This window comes from Nocardia sp. NPDC058058, assembly GCF_042885355.1.
GTDB lineage: Bacteria > Actinomycetota > Actinomycetes > Mycobacteriales > Mycobacteriaceae > Nocardia.
Window position 1 is genome coordinate 1,335,770 of the sequence record NZ_JBHVSA010000004.1, and the last position, 15,091, is coordinate 1,350,860.

The 15,091-nt window shown below is 62.5% G+C and carries 15 protein-coding genes; 5 read left to right on the forward strand and 10 right to left on the reverse strand.

Annotated features, from left to right (window positions below; genetic code table 11):
* Positions 1–130 precede the first annotated feature (130 nt).
* Positions 131–1,222, reverse strand: coding sequence for an RNA ligase (ATP) (locus ACFVUS_RS37165; RefSeq protein WP_387777751.1), 1,092 nt, complete (start codon positions 1,220–1,222; stop codon positions 131–133).
* A gap of 243 nt (positions 1,223–1,465) precedes the next feature.
* Here ACFVUS_RS37165 and ACFVUS_RS37170 point away from each other — a divergent pair, with 243 nt between their 5' ends.
* The 3 genes from ACFVUS_RS37170 (at position 1,466) to ACFVUS_RS37180 (ending at position 8,630) form a co-directional block, all read left to right on the forward strand.
* Positions 1,466–2,560 (forward strand): DUF4268 domain-containing protein, encoded by a 1,095-nt coding sequence (locus ACFVUS_RS37170; RefSeq protein ID WP_387777754.1) that lies wholly within the window; start codon positions 1,466–1,468, stop codon positions 2,558–2,560.
* Between the two features lie 191 nt (positions 2,561–2,751).
* Positions 2,752–8,160: a DUF6531 domain-containing protein gene (locus ACFVUS_RS37175; RefSeq protein ID WP_387777757.1), complete on the forward strand. Its 5,409-nt coding sequence runs from the start codon at positions 2,752–2,754 to the stop codon at positions 8,158–8,160.
* Positions 8,161–8,189: 29 nt separating this feature from the next.
* Positions 8,190–8,630: a hypothetical protein gene (locus ACFVUS_RS37180; RefSeq protein WP_387777760.1), complete on the forward strand. Its 441-nt coding sequence runs from the start codon at positions 8,190–8,192 to the stop codon at positions 8,628–8,630.
* A gap of 104 nt (positions 8,631–8,734) precedes the next feature.
* Here the strand turns inward: ACFVUS_RS37180 and ACFVUS_RS37185 are convergent, their stop codons facing one another.
* The 8 genes from ACFVUS_RS37185 to ACFVUS_RS37220 all read right to left on the reverse strand — a co-directional run bounded on the left by ACFVUS_RS37185 (position 8,735) and on the right by ACFVUS_RS37220 (position 13,469).
* A complete protein-coding gene (locus ACFVUS_RS37185) occupies positions 8,735–9,283 on the reverse strand; it encodes a hypothetical protein (RefSeq protein WP_387777763.1) in 549 nt (182 codons plus the stop codon).
* Positions 9,284–9,347: 64 nt separating this feature from the next.
* The gene (locus ACFVUS_RS37190; RefSeq protein ID WP_387777766.1) at positions 9,348–9,692 is read right to left on the reverse strand and encodes a YbaB/EbfC family nucleoid-associated protein; all 345 of its coding nucleotides are present in this window, start codon (positions 9,690–9,692) and stop codon (positions 9,348–9,350) included.
* 1 nt (position 9,693) lies between these two features.
* The gene (locus ACFVUS_RS37195) at positions 9,694–10,071 is read right to left on the reverse strand and encodes a hypothetical protein (RefSeq protein WP_387777769.1); all 378 of its coding nucleotides are present in this window, start codon (positions 10,069–10,071) and stop codon (positions 9,694–9,696) included.
* A 128-nt stretch (positions 10,072–10,199) separates the two neighbouring features.
* Positions 10,200–11,558 carry a hypothetical protein gene (locus tag ACFVUS_RS37200; RefSeq protein WP_387777772.1) on the reverse strand — a complete coding sequence of 453 codons (1,359 nt, stop codon included), beginning with the start codon at positions 11,556–11,558 and terminating at the stop codon, positions 10,200–10,202.
* Entirely contained in the window at positions 11,558–11,881 is a 324-nt protein-coding gene (locus ACFVUS_RS37205) for a hypothetical protein (RefSeq protein WP_387777775.1), read from the reverse strand. Before ACFVUS_RS37205 ends, ACFVUS_RS37200 begins: the two co-directional genes overlap by 1 nt.
* A 119-nt stretch (positions 11,882–12,000) precedes the next feature.
* A complete protein-coding gene (locus tag ACFVUS_RS37210; protein WP_387777778.1) occupies positions 12,001–12,192 on the reverse strand; it encodes a DUF397 domain-containing protein in 192 nt (63 codons plus the stop codon).
* Complete coding sequence (locus tag ACFVUS_RS37215; RefSeq protein WP_387777781.1) at positions 12,189–13,091, reverse strand: helix-turn-helix domain-containing protein; 903 nt, start codon at positions 13,089–13,091, stop codon at positions 12,189–12,191. Before ACFVUS_RS37215 ends, ACFVUS_RS37210 begins: the two co-directional genes overlap by 4 nt.
* A gap of 162 nt (positions 13,092–13,253) precedes the next feature.
* Positions 13,254–13,469, reverse strand: a complete 216-nt coding sequence (locus ACFVUS_RS37220; RefSeq protein ID WP_387777784.1) for a hypothetical protein — start codon at positions 13,467–13,469, stop codon at positions 13,254–13,256.
* A 55-nt stretch (positions 13,470–13,524) separates the two neighbouring features.
* Here ACFVUS_RS37220 and ACFVUS_RS37225 point away from each other — a divergent pair, with 55 nt between their 5' ends.
* Both ACFVUS_RS37225 and ACFVUS_RS37230 read left to right on the forward strand, forming a co-directional pair.
* A complete protein-coding gene (locus ACFVUS_RS37225) occupies positions 13,525–13,770 on the forward strand; it encodes a hypothetical protein (protein WP_387777787.1) in 246 nt (81 codons plus the stop codon).
* Between the two features lie 38 nt (positions 13,771–13,808).
* Positions 13,809–14,663 (forward strand): patatin-like phospholipase family protein, encoded by an 855-nt coding sequence (locus ACFVUS_RS37230; RefSeq protein ID WP_387777790.1) that lies wholly within the window; start codon positions 13,809–13,811, stop codon positions 14,661–14,663.
* Here ACFVUS_RS37230 and ACFVUS_RS37235 read toward each other — a convergent pair.
* Positions 14,639–15,082 carry a DoxX family protein gene (locus tag ACFVUS_RS37235; protein ID WP_387777793.1) on the reverse strand — a complete coding sequence of 148 codons (444 nt, stop codon included), beginning with the start codon at positions 15,080–15,082 and terminating at the stop codon, positions 14,639–14,641. The genes ACFVUS_RS37230 and ACFVUS_RS37235 overlap by 25 nt on opposite strands.
* Between the last annotated feature and the right edge of the window lie 9 nt (positions 15,083–15,091).

A 15,091-nucleotide genomic window follows, 5' to 3' on the forward strand; every position in this document is an offset into this window, starting at 1 on the left:
CCGGGACGGCGCACAATCCGGCTTCACAGGGACCGATTGCGCGCAACTGTGTTCTGCCGGTGGGGGATTGGGATGGCGATGCGGCTGATGCCCGGCGCGGGATATCGCGCCGGGCATCAGCCGGTGCCGGTCACTCGTATTCCGTGCCGTCCTTGCGGAGCAGGTAGGCGGGGGAGACGAGTTTGCCGATGGCTCGGCCGCCGAGGATTTCGGAGTAGCGCTCGGTGGCTGGGCGGACTACGAGGCCCTCGCGGATGTTGACGCCGGTGCCGGTGAGGGTTTCGGTGCCGTTCGCGAGGTGGAGCAGGGTGTCGATGTTGTAGGGGCCGTTGTAGAGGATCGGTACGCGGGGGATGTCCGCGGTCAGGTCTTCGAGGGCGGTGTCGATTTCGGTGGGGGTCAGCCAGCGGCGCGGGACAGTTTCGGTACCGACGGCGATGTCGAACAGGGCGTAGCCGATGGTGTCGTTCTGGCCGGCGTTCGCGCCGTAGTGCAGGTCCTGTACGCCTGCGCCGTAGACCTCGCCGAAGAGGGCTACGCGGTCGACGTCGAGGGTGGCGGCCAGTTTTCGGGCGATGTCCGGGAGCTGGAAGCGGCGGATGGCGCGCCAGTAGAGGTTGGTGTCGCTTTCGGTGATGGCGAGGCTCTGTGCGCCGATTCCCTTGGAGGACACCAGTACTCGGTCGCCGGCTCGGTCGTAGGTGAACAGGCAGGCGCTGCCGTGGATCTTCTCGGTGGCGATGACGTGCTCGCCTTCGGTGAAGATCTCCGGGTAGCGGGCGATGTTCTCCACATCGATCCAGCGGATCAGCTCCGGCGCGGATTCGACCTGTCCCGACATCGAAACCGGTACGGGCGGAGCCCATTTGGTTACGCCGAGCGGTTCGGCGAAGTCGGTGCCGGCCGTGGCCGCCGCCGCGAGATCCACATCCCTGATCAACGCGGGCAGGCACACGATCCCCTGCGAGACCTCACCGCGCAGCCGGACGATCTTGACCCGATTACGCGCGCCACCCGCCAGCTTGCCCGTCAGCCCGAGCTCGTCGATCAGTGCATCCGGCAGCACCGCCTGCTCGGGGATATACAGCGCGTAATCCCCAGTCGCGAACTGCCCCTTGGCCACAACCGCGCGATACAGCCCAACCTGCGCCAGCTCCAGCCGATCCGCGTTCGGGTGCGGATGCACGAGCAGCCGTTCGACGGTCACCTTGAGTGTGGACATGAATTCTCTCCCTCCGATCGTGCGAGGGTAGGTGCGTGGTCAACAGCGAGTCCACCGGATTTCGCATGACACGAAGGTGTCGATGGACCCGGCGTTTGCCACGCAGTGTCGTGTACGGCGTCATGGCGACCATTCCCAGAGTCGCTGCGTGAGAACGCGGCACCATCGATGATCGGCCACAGTGCGGTAGTTGCACATGCCACTTGATGTCGTTGAATCTTCCACTCACCCAACGGATTACGTGTGAAGAATCGTAAATCGATGCTGGAGCGGGCGCTGATAATTTTCATCAGTGCCATGCGAGTCGGGCCCGTGCTGCACACTTCCTGGCAGCACCTGATGACTGTCACGGTCCTGGAACGACAAACGGAGTACTGCATGACAGCGGTTGGTGTCGACGGGAAAACGATCGGTCGCCTTGAAGCCGTTAACCTGCGCAGTGTTTGGGCGCACGAGGCTCACGACTTCACGCCCTGGCTGCTGGCTAATGCCGACCAGCTCGGCGAGGCACTAGGGCTTGAACTCATCCTCGAGGCGAACGAGCATCCTGTTGGCGGCTATTCACTCGATCTCATCGGTACTGCAGGGGATGAAGTCGTGATCATCGAGAATCAGCTCGAGGAGACCGACCACTCGCACCTTGGTCAGGTCCTGACATACGCCGCCGGCACCGAGGCGACCAACATTGTGTGGGTGGCTGCGCGATTCCGGGAAGAGCATCGGGCAGCGCTGGACTGGCTCAATCACCGCACTGACATAGACACAAGATTTTTCGGGATCGAGGTGTCGGCTGTTCGGATTGGTGACTCGGTGCCGGCACCGCAGTTCCGCGTTGTGGCCAAACCGAATGATTGGGGCAAGACGGCAAGGGCTCGGACCCGATCAGAGGCTAGCGCAGCAGGTCAGCTGTACGCGGAGTTCTGGGATAGGTTCCTGTCTGGGCTGGGTGGGGAGGGACTGCAGCAGTGGACCAGTTCGAGGACGGGTAGCAATACTAAGAATTGGCTGGATATGCCAACAGGTCGAGCAGATGTGGTTTATGGCGTCAAGTTCTCGAGTGGTGGTCTGCAATCGCACTTGTACTTCAAGAATTCTGACAGCGGAACGAATCGTGCACGGCTCGAGCAACTCCGGGCGGTGCAGGCGAAGTTCGAGGGTGTTTATGGCCGCGAACTCGGGTTTGATGTGCGGGATGGCCGATCTGCGTGCCTGATATGGGATCGTGCTGCGGGAAAGGTCGTTGACAAGGACAAATGGGACTCGTACATACGATGGTTCATCGATGCCCAGAAACGCCTTAGGGCTTCGGTCGAAGCTGTTGGGGGGATCCCGGTGTGAGGGGATGAGGTCGAGTCGGGCTGGAATCGCAGCCCGTACATGTACGCGGAGGCGTTCGGTTCAGTCGTGGTCCCACCAACGGTCGCGCAAGCAACTCTGTCTGTGCCATGATCGCCGGAGGTCTCTCCGAGGGGGTTAGGGTGAGCTGGGCTGGGCAATTGGACTCTGTCGGTGGGGCATTGGGCTGATCCATGTCTCGAATCACCTCGTTCTGGGAGTGGATTCCCAGTTGGATTCTGACCACTCTGAACTTCGGGATGGCTTATCCCGACGGCGATGAGGATGATCTGTGGGCCCTCGCCGATGCATGGAAGGCCGCTGCCAAGGATCTGGAAGCGCTGATCCCAGATATGAAGGCCGCCACCGACTCCACGCAAGAGTTCTATAGCGGCGAAGGCGCGCAGAAGGCGGCCGCCGAATTCGCCAAGCTTTACGACGATGACGTTCATTCGATGTACAGCCTGGTCAAAGGCCTCGAAGACCTCGGTGAACGAACGCGTGAGACGGGTACGGAGGTCGAATACACCAAGATCATGGAGGCAACCTTCGCCGGAATCACCGCGTATAGCGTGATCGCGTTGATTGCAGCATGGCCGTGGGGTTCGGCTGCGGTACCGGTGGCTCTGGCGGCAGGGCGGGAAGCGCTGGCGGTAGCCGCCGAACAGGGCGTGAGACAGGTTGCCCTGCAAGTCGCCAAGGCGGGGCTGCGCACCGCGGTCAAGCCGTATCTGAAAGAGATCGCGATCACCGGGCTCAAGGCTGGTGTCACGGGCCTCGGACTTGATGTGGGCATTCAGAGCTACCAGGTGATGTCGGGTAACCGTGACGGGATCGACGTGGGGCAGGCAGCACGGACCGCGGTCGACTGGGCTGCCGGAGGTGCTGTTGCCAGAGGCGTCAGTCCGGGCATTTCGAAGATATTCGGCCACACTCCGCTCGCTCCGGCCACGCGAGGTTTCTTGTCGGGTGGATTGTCCGGGCTCACAGGTGGTCTGGGAATGTACGGTGCCGACATCGGCTGGCAGGTCGGTGATCAACTCGTGCACGGCAAACTTGATTGGAGCAAGGTCAATACGACCTTGAGCCCAGCGATGCTGACAGCCGGATTCGGGCTCGGCGCCATGCACGGTGTCCGGGCATCGGGAAGGGCAGGCCGAATCACAAATGGTGCCGACGCCACGGCGCCCCATCCTTCGGCGGGCAAACCCGAGATACTCAAACCCGTCCTGGGGGGAGATGCCGCCAGCCCTGTTCCCAAGGTGAATCTCGAGGGTGGAAGACCGGGCGGCAGGGACGTTCTCGGTAACTCCCACATCAACGATCCGAACAACATTCGCGCTGCTGCGGAACCTGCACGCACGGAACAGCAGGTTAAGCCTGTTGAATCTCATTCGGGGACACCTGAGTCGCGCGCTGGTACACCTGAATCCCGCGCCGCGACGAATTCACCCGCACGCTCGGACATTACGACCGCAGACCACGGCAACAGGTCTGCCGCCCCAGTCGACCGTGCCGCTGCTCAAGGCCCGGCGGAAAACCCAAGCCGCCCTGCTGCACCCTCGGACCGAAGCGCTTCAGCACCCGCATCTGATCGGTCGGTCGCACCGAAGGACAACGTGCCGGGTGGTCAACAGGGAGATCGGTCGCCATCACGTGCGGGTGCGCCGGTCACCACTGGTGATCGTCCCTCGAATGTCGCTGCCGCACAACATGATCGTCCGGTGCCGGTCGAGCGATCGGCGCCGGAATCGAAACAGTCCGCTCCGACCGTCGAGCCCGAAACTCTCCCCGCCGAAAAACCGTCCACCGGCAGGGAAGAGGGGCCGGGCCGGGAGACCTCCGTTCCCAGCGAATCCGAGCGAGAATCTGGAAATGGAGCAGATGATTCGAGCGGTGCGCGCGATCTCGGCAGGGCGGAGGATCTTGTAGCTGACCCGGTTGGCGGCGATCACCGTGAAACGGCCTTCGATGCTGCCAGCGAGCATGCTGCCGAGAATTCTCGAACCCCTGACAGCACGGAGACGTGCGGCGACCCTGTTGACGTTGCTACCGGTGAATTCCTGCTTCCGGAAACCGATCTGACACTACCGGGAGTTCTCGCCATTGTGCTGAAGCGTCGTCACCGCTCGAACTACCGGTTCGGCCGGTGGTTCGGTCCGTCATGGTCGGCCACGCTGGACATGCGCCTACTGGTCGGAGATCGCGGTGTCACTCTCATCGCGGAGGATGGCGTAGTTCTCGCCTACCCGCATCCAACTCTCGAGGAATCGGTAGTGCCGGTCGCAGGGGCGTTGGACTGGACGCTCACCCGTACCGATTCCGGCGGATATCGGGTTTGGGCGCAGGAGCGTGAGTTGGGTTGGCAGTTCGAGCCTGCATCGGATGACCTGGACAAGCATCTCGGCATCTATCCAATCGCGGCAATCATCGATCGTCACCATAACCAGGTCAGATTTCACTACGACTCTGACGGCAACCCGCTCGAAATCACGCACACTGGCGGGTACCGCGTTCGTGTTCGAACGGCTGGAAGACGGATTATCGGTCTCGCCGTGGTCGAAACCGGGAGTGACACCTACACCCCCGTCCGTGAATTCGACTACCACAGTGGAGAATTGGCAGCCGTCGTCAACGGAGTGGGTGGCACCACGCGCTACACCTACGACGATGATCACCGCATGCTGTCGTGGACCGATTCCAACGGCAATTACATGGTCAATACCTACGATCGGCTGGGACGTGTTGTCGGTCAGCGAGGAATCGCCGGTGTTCTTGACGCCGAGTTCGAGTACGCGGAGGGATCCCAGGGTGCTGTGACGGTCCACACCGATTCCGTCGGTGCGCGCACTACCTACGGCTTCGACAGCAAATTGCGGTTGCGTGATCTGTCCGACCCGCTCGGTGGGCGAACACAGTACGCCCACACGGCGGCCGGCAAGCCGTCGCAAGTAATCGCCCCAGATGGTGCGACCACTCATTACGTCTATACCGATGACGGGGATATCGCGTCGGTGACTCGCCCTGATGGTCGTGCCATCACCCTGGATTACATTGCGCGCCAACGCCCGATCCGTATTTCTGACGTCGACGGCACCGTCCAGGGGCGTGAGTGGGATGAACGCGGCGATCTCGTCGCCGTCATTGCTTCATCAGGAGCACGAACCGAGTACACGTACCATCCATCGGGCGCGATCGCGACGATCACCGACCCCAATGGGGCGGTTACCCATATCGATGTCGATCCGGCTGGCTTGCCGGTCCGCATCGCAGAGCCGAGCGGCGCGGTAACCAGTGTCGCGCGTGATGGTTTCGGTCGTCCGATCCGAACAGTCGACCCACTGGGTGGGGTGACCGTCAACCGGTGGTCACCCGATGGCAAGTTGCTGCATCGGAGCGATGCGGACGGGACCAGCGAGAGCTGGACCTTCGATGGTGAAGGCAACCTGCTGACCCATACCAATGCTGCGAACGCCACTACCAGCTTCTCCTACGGCGCATTCGATCAGTTGGCTGCTCACACGGATCCGACCGGGGCAACCACCAACTACGTGTGGGACACCGAACTGCGCCAGACCGGAGTTCAGAACCCAAATGGCCAAACTTGGCACTATCACTACGACTTAGCCGGTCGCCTTGTCTCGCAAACGGATTACACCGGAGCGACTACTCGCTACGGCCACGACATTGTCGGCCGAACCGTATCGGTGACTCCGGCTACGGGCATAACCCGCCATCAGACCCACGATATTCTCGGACGTCTAGTCGGTGTCGCGACAGATGCCGGCGACTGGATCGCCTACGCCCACGATTCGGCGGGCCGTCTGGTTTCCGCGATCAAGGGGCAGGGCGAAAAGTCCATCCACACACTCACATTCGGCTACACCGCCACGGGTCGGCTGAATGGGCGACAAGTCGATGGTCAGGCGCCGATGCTGTTCGAATACGACGGGCTGGGCCGCCGTATTCGGCGCACGACTCCCTCTGGTGCGGAAACTCGATGGGCTTACGATGATGTCGGCCGCGCAAGCAACCTCAGCGCAGACGGCCGCGACATCAGTTTCACCTATGACCAGGCCGATCGTCTTACTCGCTGGCAGGTCGGTGAGCTGGCCGTGGACTATACCCACGACGCCGTAGGCCGAGTGGTGCGCCAAGACGTCATCGCGCATCCGGTGCGTCTGCTCAACCTGGACTTCGGCAGCAATGCGCGTCCGGCGCCGCAGCAGCTCCGCAGCGACGAATACACTTGGCGCCCAGACGGATACCTCACGGCTCAGGTCACACATCATCGCGATGTTCCGCACAACCGTCGTGACTACCAACTTGATCCAATGGGGCGAATCACCACACTGACCCGAAGTGATGCTGCTACCGAGAGCTATACCTACGATTCGCTCAGCAATATCACCAGCAGTCAGATCGCGGCTACCCAGCCCACGAGTTCACTCACTCAACCTCATCCTCAGTCCGAATCTCCAGGTGGTCGTGAGTACCACCGCAACTTGCTCATCCGCGCCGGACGAACTCGGTACCACTACGATGAATCAGGCCGCCTGATTCGCAAGACCACTACTCGTTTATCACGCAAACCGGACATTTGGCATTTCCGCTACAACAGCTTCGATGAGCTGACCGACGTCTGGACGCCGGATCGTCAATGGTGGCATTACACGTACGACGCCCTAGGCCGTCGGACAACGAAACAGCATCTCGCTACCAATGGTGATGTTCTCTCTCGAGCGGAATATACCTGGGATGGAACCACTCTCATCGAAGAGAGCACTGGTGAGACCATTCTCCGCTGGCAGTACCGACCTGATGATCACGCCCCGTTGACGCAGTCCACGGATCAAGCAGCCATAGATCGCGAGTTCTATGCCGTAATCACCGATCTCATCGGAAGCCCCGTTGAACTGGTTGATCCGAATACCGCGCAACCCGCAGCTACTGCGACTGCCGATCTGTGGGGGACGACCACGTGGCACGGCCGAGCATCAACTGCGCTGAGATTCCCTGGTCAGTTCTACGATTCCGAAACCGGATTCCACTACAACCTTCACCGGGTCTATGACCCATCGAACGGGCGGTTCCTCACCCAGGACCCGCTCGGGCTCGCGCCGGCTCCCAACCCCAACACGTATCCCCACAACCCGACTACATGGATAGATCCGCTCGGACTGGCGTGCAAGGACGGCAAGACGAAGATCCGAAAGGGGGTCACCGAGAATCTGACGTTCGGTACGCGTCAGGAGGCCCTCGATGCGGCTTACGATCGAGCCGGTGTTCCGAGGGGGACCGAGCCGACCGTAGAATGGGAGGTCGGCAATGATCCCAAACGAAGAGACGAAGATGGGTATGTCTATTCGGAGGATGAGGGGGCCTGGGGTAGGAACATGCAGTTCGAGACCGACCAGGGGTCGCGGATCATTGCCGAGCACACCTCCGACCCAAATCTGGACTATCGACCGCACTTCCATGCTGGACAACCGAAGACAAATCCAAGTTTGAGAGATGTTAATTTCGGCTGGGATAAGGATTCGCCTTGGGAGCGATTCAGCAAGATGGGTGGTCGTCACCATCTCTTCTATGAGAACCCTTGATCGAATGAAGCTGACATGGAAGGGCGATTGTGGGACAGGATATTCCGGTGATGCTGACCAATGCGGGCTTGGAGGTAGTTGGCCAGGTGGAGCGCGCGGGGCGGTTGCGTCCGTTCGACGCCTGGAAGAGGGTGGTTGACGGCACGGTGGTTCCGACCAACGTCATCGGTGACGAAAGTGATGTCTACCTCCAGGAGATAGATGACGAGTGGTTCGAGGTTGCCGAACGGTGTGGTCTTTTCGGTGCCGAAGGGACCTTCTTGGTGAGTGTTGCGGGGCAGGTTGTCGAGGAGGATCCCTGGTTCCTGGTCCGGATTTCGGGCGACAAAGCCCTCGCGGGTGAGCTGGTTCAGAATCCTGGAGAGCCTGACTTCGTGACTGCTGCCGTTGACGGGCACGTACTGGTATCGGTCACCACCGAGGAGGATGGCTTTTGGATCGTGCGCTTCGATGTTGACGAGGCGTCCTGAGGGGGCGTGGATCTGCTGAGAGCCGTTCGTACGCAAGGGATCCAGCCATTTCACCTGGAAATTGAGCAGATAGTGACTGGACTCTGCGCCGCATGCGGAGGATTTCAGCCGTATGAAGGCCGGTCCTCAGGAGCGGCCCGGCCGGGTAGCGGATGTTCCAGGTAGCCATCGGCGAAGAACTGCATCGAGCCGCACAGTTCACAGCGGTAGGCGTGTTGGTTGATGACCTGCTGGCTCAACTCGGAGGGGCGGTCCGATAGCCAGCGGGTTGTTCCGGTGACGAGGCCGAGGACACCGATGTAGGCGCGCTGCCGTTTGCACCACGGGCAGGACAGGTCGATCGCTTCGCGCCTGCGCCTGATCTCGTCCTGTTCCTGCGCCAGCTGGTCCGACACCCTCTTGATGTACGCCTCGGCCTCGCTCAACGACAGTTGTTCCGGCTTGCGCCAGACTTCGCCGTAGCCCTCGTGAACGGCGGTCCGCAGCACCGCGAACTCCGCCTCGGAACGCGCCACCACGCGCGTCCCCTTCAACCCGCCGGGCTTGCGATAACTGACCTCCGCCCGCAAAATCCCCTGCGGCAGAAACCGATTCATCGACACCCGTTTGGGGTCAGCCATCCCCGGCTTGTATTCGATCCCCCGATCCGACATGAGCAGGACGCTACACCGCGGGGCCGACAGCCGCCGTCCGGTCGGCAGGGGAGCGGCGGTGCCTTTACCAGCTGCGTTCGAAGTAGTTGTCCACTTCGGCTTCGGCGCGGTCGAGGCGGGCGGCTTCGAGGGTGGCGGGGTTGGCGGCGGTGAAGGCCATGGTGGATTCGACTTTGGGGTCGGCGTGTAGTTCTCGCATGGCTTCGGTTACCTGGGGGTGGATGGATTCGAGGGCTTGGCGGTAGGCGGTGAGGATGGTGTTGCCCAGGGGGCCGCTGATGGCGAGGATTTGGTTTTGGGCGTCTACCTCGACTGTGATGCCGTCTACGGTGGCGGTGGCGCGGATTTGAGACAGGGCGTGTTGGGCGCGTTGGACTTTCACGCCTAGTTCGTCGTGTTCGCCTGGCATGTCAGCCTCCTGCTACGGCGGTGAACACCAGGATGGGGAGTTCGCTGTGCAGGTATCCGGTTGCGGTGCCGTTCCATTCGGGGGAGCCGCCGAGGGCGGTGTCGAAATCCGGGCTGGTGGCGAACGTTCCGGCGGGGACCTGGGCTTGCAGGGCTGCGGGTAGTCCGGTTGGCTGGGTGGATTCGCCGGTGGCGTAGCGGGTGCGCAGGTCGGTCGCGGTGCCCGGGGCCAGTTCGACGATGGCTTCGAGCCAATAGGTGACCAGGCCGGGGCCGCCCCTGGAATTATCTCGGCTGGTCCAGGTTACGGCGACCGGGTCGCCGATGAGGGGGAAGTACTTGCGCAACGGCTCGGCGTTGTGGCGCAGTTCTTCGGACACGGTGCTGGTCCTTTCCTGCGGTGTCGGATCGGAAGATGGTGTGGAGCAGCCGATTACGGCCGAGGCCAGGAGCACGGCGATCGCACCGGCGAGGAGCGGCCGCGTCGCGTGAGACCGCGATGGGCTTCTCATTTGGGCCGTGCGTCGCCGGTGTTGCGATCGTTGTCCGGCATGCGCCCGTCATCGCCGTCGCCGCGGCCGTCGGAGCGATCCTCGCGGCCGGGATTGCGGTCGGGGCTGGAGGTTTCGGCGGTCACGCCGCTGGAGGGCGGCAGCCCGACATCCCAGGTCACCGTGCGGGTGATGGTGCCGTGTGATTCGAAGGGTTTGGCCCAGCCGATCTCGGTGAAGCGACCGTTCTCGGAATCCTTTGCGCCGGTGCCGATATCGCTCTTGCCCTTGTCGAAGTTGTAGTAGTCCTGCGCTTCGACGGTGACGTCCATGACGACCTTGTTGCCTTCGACGCGGACGTTGGCGTGGCTCCACTGCTGATGTCCACCGATGGCCTTCTGCCAGTTCTCGGTGGCCGGATAGTTCTTGCCCGCAACGGTATTCGGGTCGCCGGTGATTTTGAAATTGGTATTGCCGGTGCGCGCGAAGTAGTCGGCGGCCAGGGCGGCGCGGCTGATCTCGGAGTCGACGGAGTTGCGGACGTTCGCGTCCTCGCGGTACGCCTCGTCGTAGTCGAATTCCATCTTCTTGCCGTTGTTGTCCCAGTAGTGCCGGTACAGCGCGGTGGCGTCGTCGAAGTCGGATTTGACGTACTCGCCGCCGAGCAGTTTCGCCTGCCACTTCTGCTTGGCCAGCCAGTCGCTGAAGTTGCCGTCCTTCGAGTTGTAGATGAAGGTGTCATCGTGTTTGAGGAAAGGCTCTTTCGGGTCGCCGATCCGGTACTTGCCGTCCGGTGAGACCGGCGGCGGGATGGGCGCGAGGTCCGGCATCGGGCCGGTCGGCGTGTCCTTGAGCGTCGCCAGCGCGGTCACCCCGGTTTTGATGGAGGTGGCGGCCTGGTCCTCTCCCTCGCCGAATTCCCTGAGCATTTCCTGCAATTGGGTTTGCAGCCAGGACGCTTGCCCGTCGAGCTTGTTCTGCATCAACTGGACGGTGATATCGCCGGGGACGCCCGGATACTTCGGTGCGGTGACGGTGCCGTCGTCGGCGACCGTCATGCCCGCTGAGGGCGCGCCACGGTCGACGATGTTCAGCACCGCGGTGCGGGTCGCGTCCAGGCGGCCGCCGTAGGTCTTATAGTAGTCGGCGACGGCGGTGACGATTTCGTCGATCCTGGTGCCCGTCAACCGCTGTGAGATCTTTCCGGCGGTCGCGGCGGAGCTGGCCGCGCCCTTCCAGTTGGCGGTGGTCTTGTCGACGGCAGTGCTCATATTGCCGACCTGTTTGGTGAATTCGGTGGTGCCCGTATCGAGGGCCCTACCGAAGTCGACCATGGTGGAGGGCAGGCAGCCGCGCACATGGCTGATCGTGGTCATCAGTCGGGAATCTTCTTGCCGCTGGGTAGGCGGCCGGCCTCGCCCATCAGTTGTCCGAACTGTTCGCCGAAGGCCGTGTCGACCTCCTCGTACGTCTTCGCGCCGGATCCGGCCACCCGAGCCATGTTTCGCACCCGGTCACCGAGTGCGTGGAAGGCGGCTTCGGCGTTCTCGTCGATCGCGGCGGAGACCTCGTGCACCGGGGAGCCCGGCATGGTCACCGCCACATCGATTTTGATTCCGGTGATGGCATCGGCCTGCCCCGTCAGCGTTTTCCCCAACTCCCGCAACGCATCCGCGTCGACCTTCAGGATGTCGACCATGGTTCCCCCGATCAGCTGTCCGCCCGTACAACGACGCGAGAGTAACCGATCGAGAATCCTTGCGCAGCGCCAGCTTTCGGTGGCTTGACAGCGCCGCGAAGTTCCGCGAGGCTGCGCCCTCAACCCTCCCAGACGCGACTGGCGATGAACGTCGACCATGCGTCAGAGGGGAATTCGAGGATCGGTCCGTGGCCGCTGTCCTTGGTGTCGCGCACGAGAGTTGTGCCCGGTTCGTGCCGGATCTCGACGCACGCTTTGCCGCCTTCCGACCTGCTCGACTTGTACCAGATGCCGAATCCCGGTTCCGTCACGCCGCATACTCCTTCGCGCACTGCGACACCAGATCTCTGGTGGCCTGTTCTGTCAACGCTACCGCCGTGAGAGCCGCGATGGTCGTCCGATATTTCGCCACCACGTCTGCCCGCTCGTGATAGACCGCCGTGTTGCTCGCGCCCTCGACGTAGACCACCGGCGGCTCCATTAGGCCCCTGTTCAGCGGCGGAAACTCCAGCAGGGTGAACGATTGCACGGTGAGCCCCTGGTGCGGCCCGACCCGGAACGGCACAACGCGAATGTCGATGAACTCTCTTTCGCTTGCCTCGATGAGCCAATTGAGTTGTCCTGCCATAACTTCCGGGACGGCCGGTTGATGCCGGAGCACAGCTTCCGAAAGCAGCACCGTCATTTGGAAATTGGGCTGGTCGAGCCGTGCTTGTCGACGTGCTGTGAGTTCGATCCGGCGCTCCAGGTCGACCGCGGACAGATCCGGTTCATCGATGCGGATTACGCTTCGGCGGTAGTCGGGCGTCTGCAGCAAACCCGGCACCATGACGAGTTGATGAGTGGTCACTCGATCGGCGGCGGACTCCAGTCGCAGATAGTGCGGGAAGTGGGCCTCGTACTGATCGGCGTAGGGACGCCAGAACCCCTTCGGATTCCCCTGCTGCTGTTGCGCTTTCGACTGCTCCTTCACCTCCTCCCATAGGGTCAGGGCTTCGGTGCGCACGGTGCCGGTGGCATCGTAGAACTCGAGAAGATCTTTGAGTTGCGAGGTGGCGATCTTGGTTGGAATGCCGTCTTCGAGGCGAAGCAGAGTCGCCTTCGATACCTCGATGTGAAGTCCGGCGGCCAGTGCGGTCTTTCTGGCGTCCTCACGGATCTTCCGAAGAAATTTGCCAAATGCTCTGCGAGAGACAGTAGATCCCGTCATTTCGTTAGCCTCGCTATCTGGGAGAGCTCATTCCGGGCCTGCGCAAAATGGACCTCAATCGTATTTCTTGTGAGGTCCATTTTGTTGGCTTCGGAGAACTCGTTTGGGTGTCTACTTGGTGCATAGCACTCGGTGCGGGCCTGGAGTACTGACACCGAGGAATCAATCCGAATGCAGCTGGGAGGCGTAATGCCTTGGGATGCTTTGCTTTTGATAATTCTCATTGCCGGATGCGGGACGATCGTCCTCGCCTGCGTGGTCGAGGACTACCGGGACCGGCGGCGCTTCACCGCGAACGAAAACCGTGCGGTGCGTATTCAAATTCGCGATGGCAAATGCATTACCGCCGCCATTGATCGGGAACAGCGCGGTCGGCATCGCTGCAAGCTCACCAGAGCCTAACTCCGGCAACGGAATTGGAAGGAGCATCCGCATGGAGTTCTACGGCCCGCGCTTGGAACGATTGGAAGACTGCCACGTTCGTGACGATGACATCGCGATGAACGCGGCCGAAGCATTGGAAGCCTCGATAATTCACCGTGATTGTGATCCGGTGTTCTGCGCCAGACGGCTCGAGGCCGGGCGGATTGTCAGTGTCGAGGCTGACCGATATGCGGAGAGATCGAACGTTCATGTGCTCCCGGGCGGCAGGCTCGGGGATGGACTTGGTAAGGGTTGAGGTTGACGGTGTGAGTCGGGCGAGACTTAGGAGTGGGTATGCGGCGGGCTTTGGTTGTCGGTGGCGGGGGCGTGGCGGGGATCGCCTGGGCCAATGGGCTGGTGGTGGGGTTGGCCGATGCGGGGGTGGATATCACCGAGGCCGAGTTGATCGTGGGGACGTCCGCGGGGGCGAATGTGGCCGCGCAGATCAGTAGCGGGCTGTCGTGGGAGGAGTTGTTCCGGCGGCAGGTGGACGCGGAGGTGTGGAGCCGGGAGTTGACGCCGCAGGGCACACCCATCGAAGAGGTGTGGGAGCAGGTCGCGGCGATTCACGCCGAGGCCGAAGGTGATCCGATGGGGGCGCGCAGGCATCTGGGGGAGTTGGCGCTGGAGGTGGAGACCGTGCCGGAGAGTGCGCGGCGAGCCGTGGTGGAGTCCCGGCTGCCGGTGCGCGAATGGCCCGAGCGCCCATTGCTCGTCACCGCCGTCGATGCGTTGACCGGGGAATTACGGGTATTCGATCGCAATTCCGGGGTCGCCCTGGTGGACGCGGTGACCGCGAGTTCGGCGGTGCCGCTGGTGTGGCCGCCGTACACGATCGACGGCGTGCGCTATATCGACGGCGGGGCGCGCAGTTCGGCGAACGCGGATCTGGCGGCTGGGTTCGACCGGGTGCTGGTGATCGCCCCGCTGCCCGATGACGCCCTGCAAGAGCAGGTCGCCGAATTGATCGAGCGGGGTTCGCGAGTCGAGGTGATCACGCCCGATGAGGCTTCGCTCGAGGCGTTCGGCACCGATCCGCTCAATGCCGCGACCCGGGTGCCCGCCGCGAACGCCGGACGGGCACAGGGCAAATCGGAGGCCGCGCGCGTCGGTGAGCTCTGGGCTCAGGTCGCCGACCCGCGTCGGTAACGCCCGATCAGGGCATCCAGCGAGTACGGCCCCGGGCCGATGATCGCGATCAGGAAGAACGACCAGCAGAACAGCACCGCGGGTTCGCCGCCATTCTTGATCGGCAGAATGCCGTGCTTCAGATGCACGGTGAGAAAGGCGTAAGCCATCGCGCCCGAGCAGAGCAGGGCGGCGATCCGGGTGCCGAGGCCGAGGGCCACGGCCGCGCCCGCGACCAATTCGATCATTCCGGCCCACCAGGACGGCCAGGCTCCGACCGCGGGTAGCGCGCCGTGTGGCGCGACGGGTTTGCCGAAGAGCGTGGAACAGCCGTGGATGGCGAATGACACTCCGACCAGGACGCGGAAGAGCGCCAGGACGACGTTGGTCAGGACGGTGGGTTTGGCCGCGGTGGTCGGTGCGGCGGTCAGCAGGTGCATGGCGTGCTC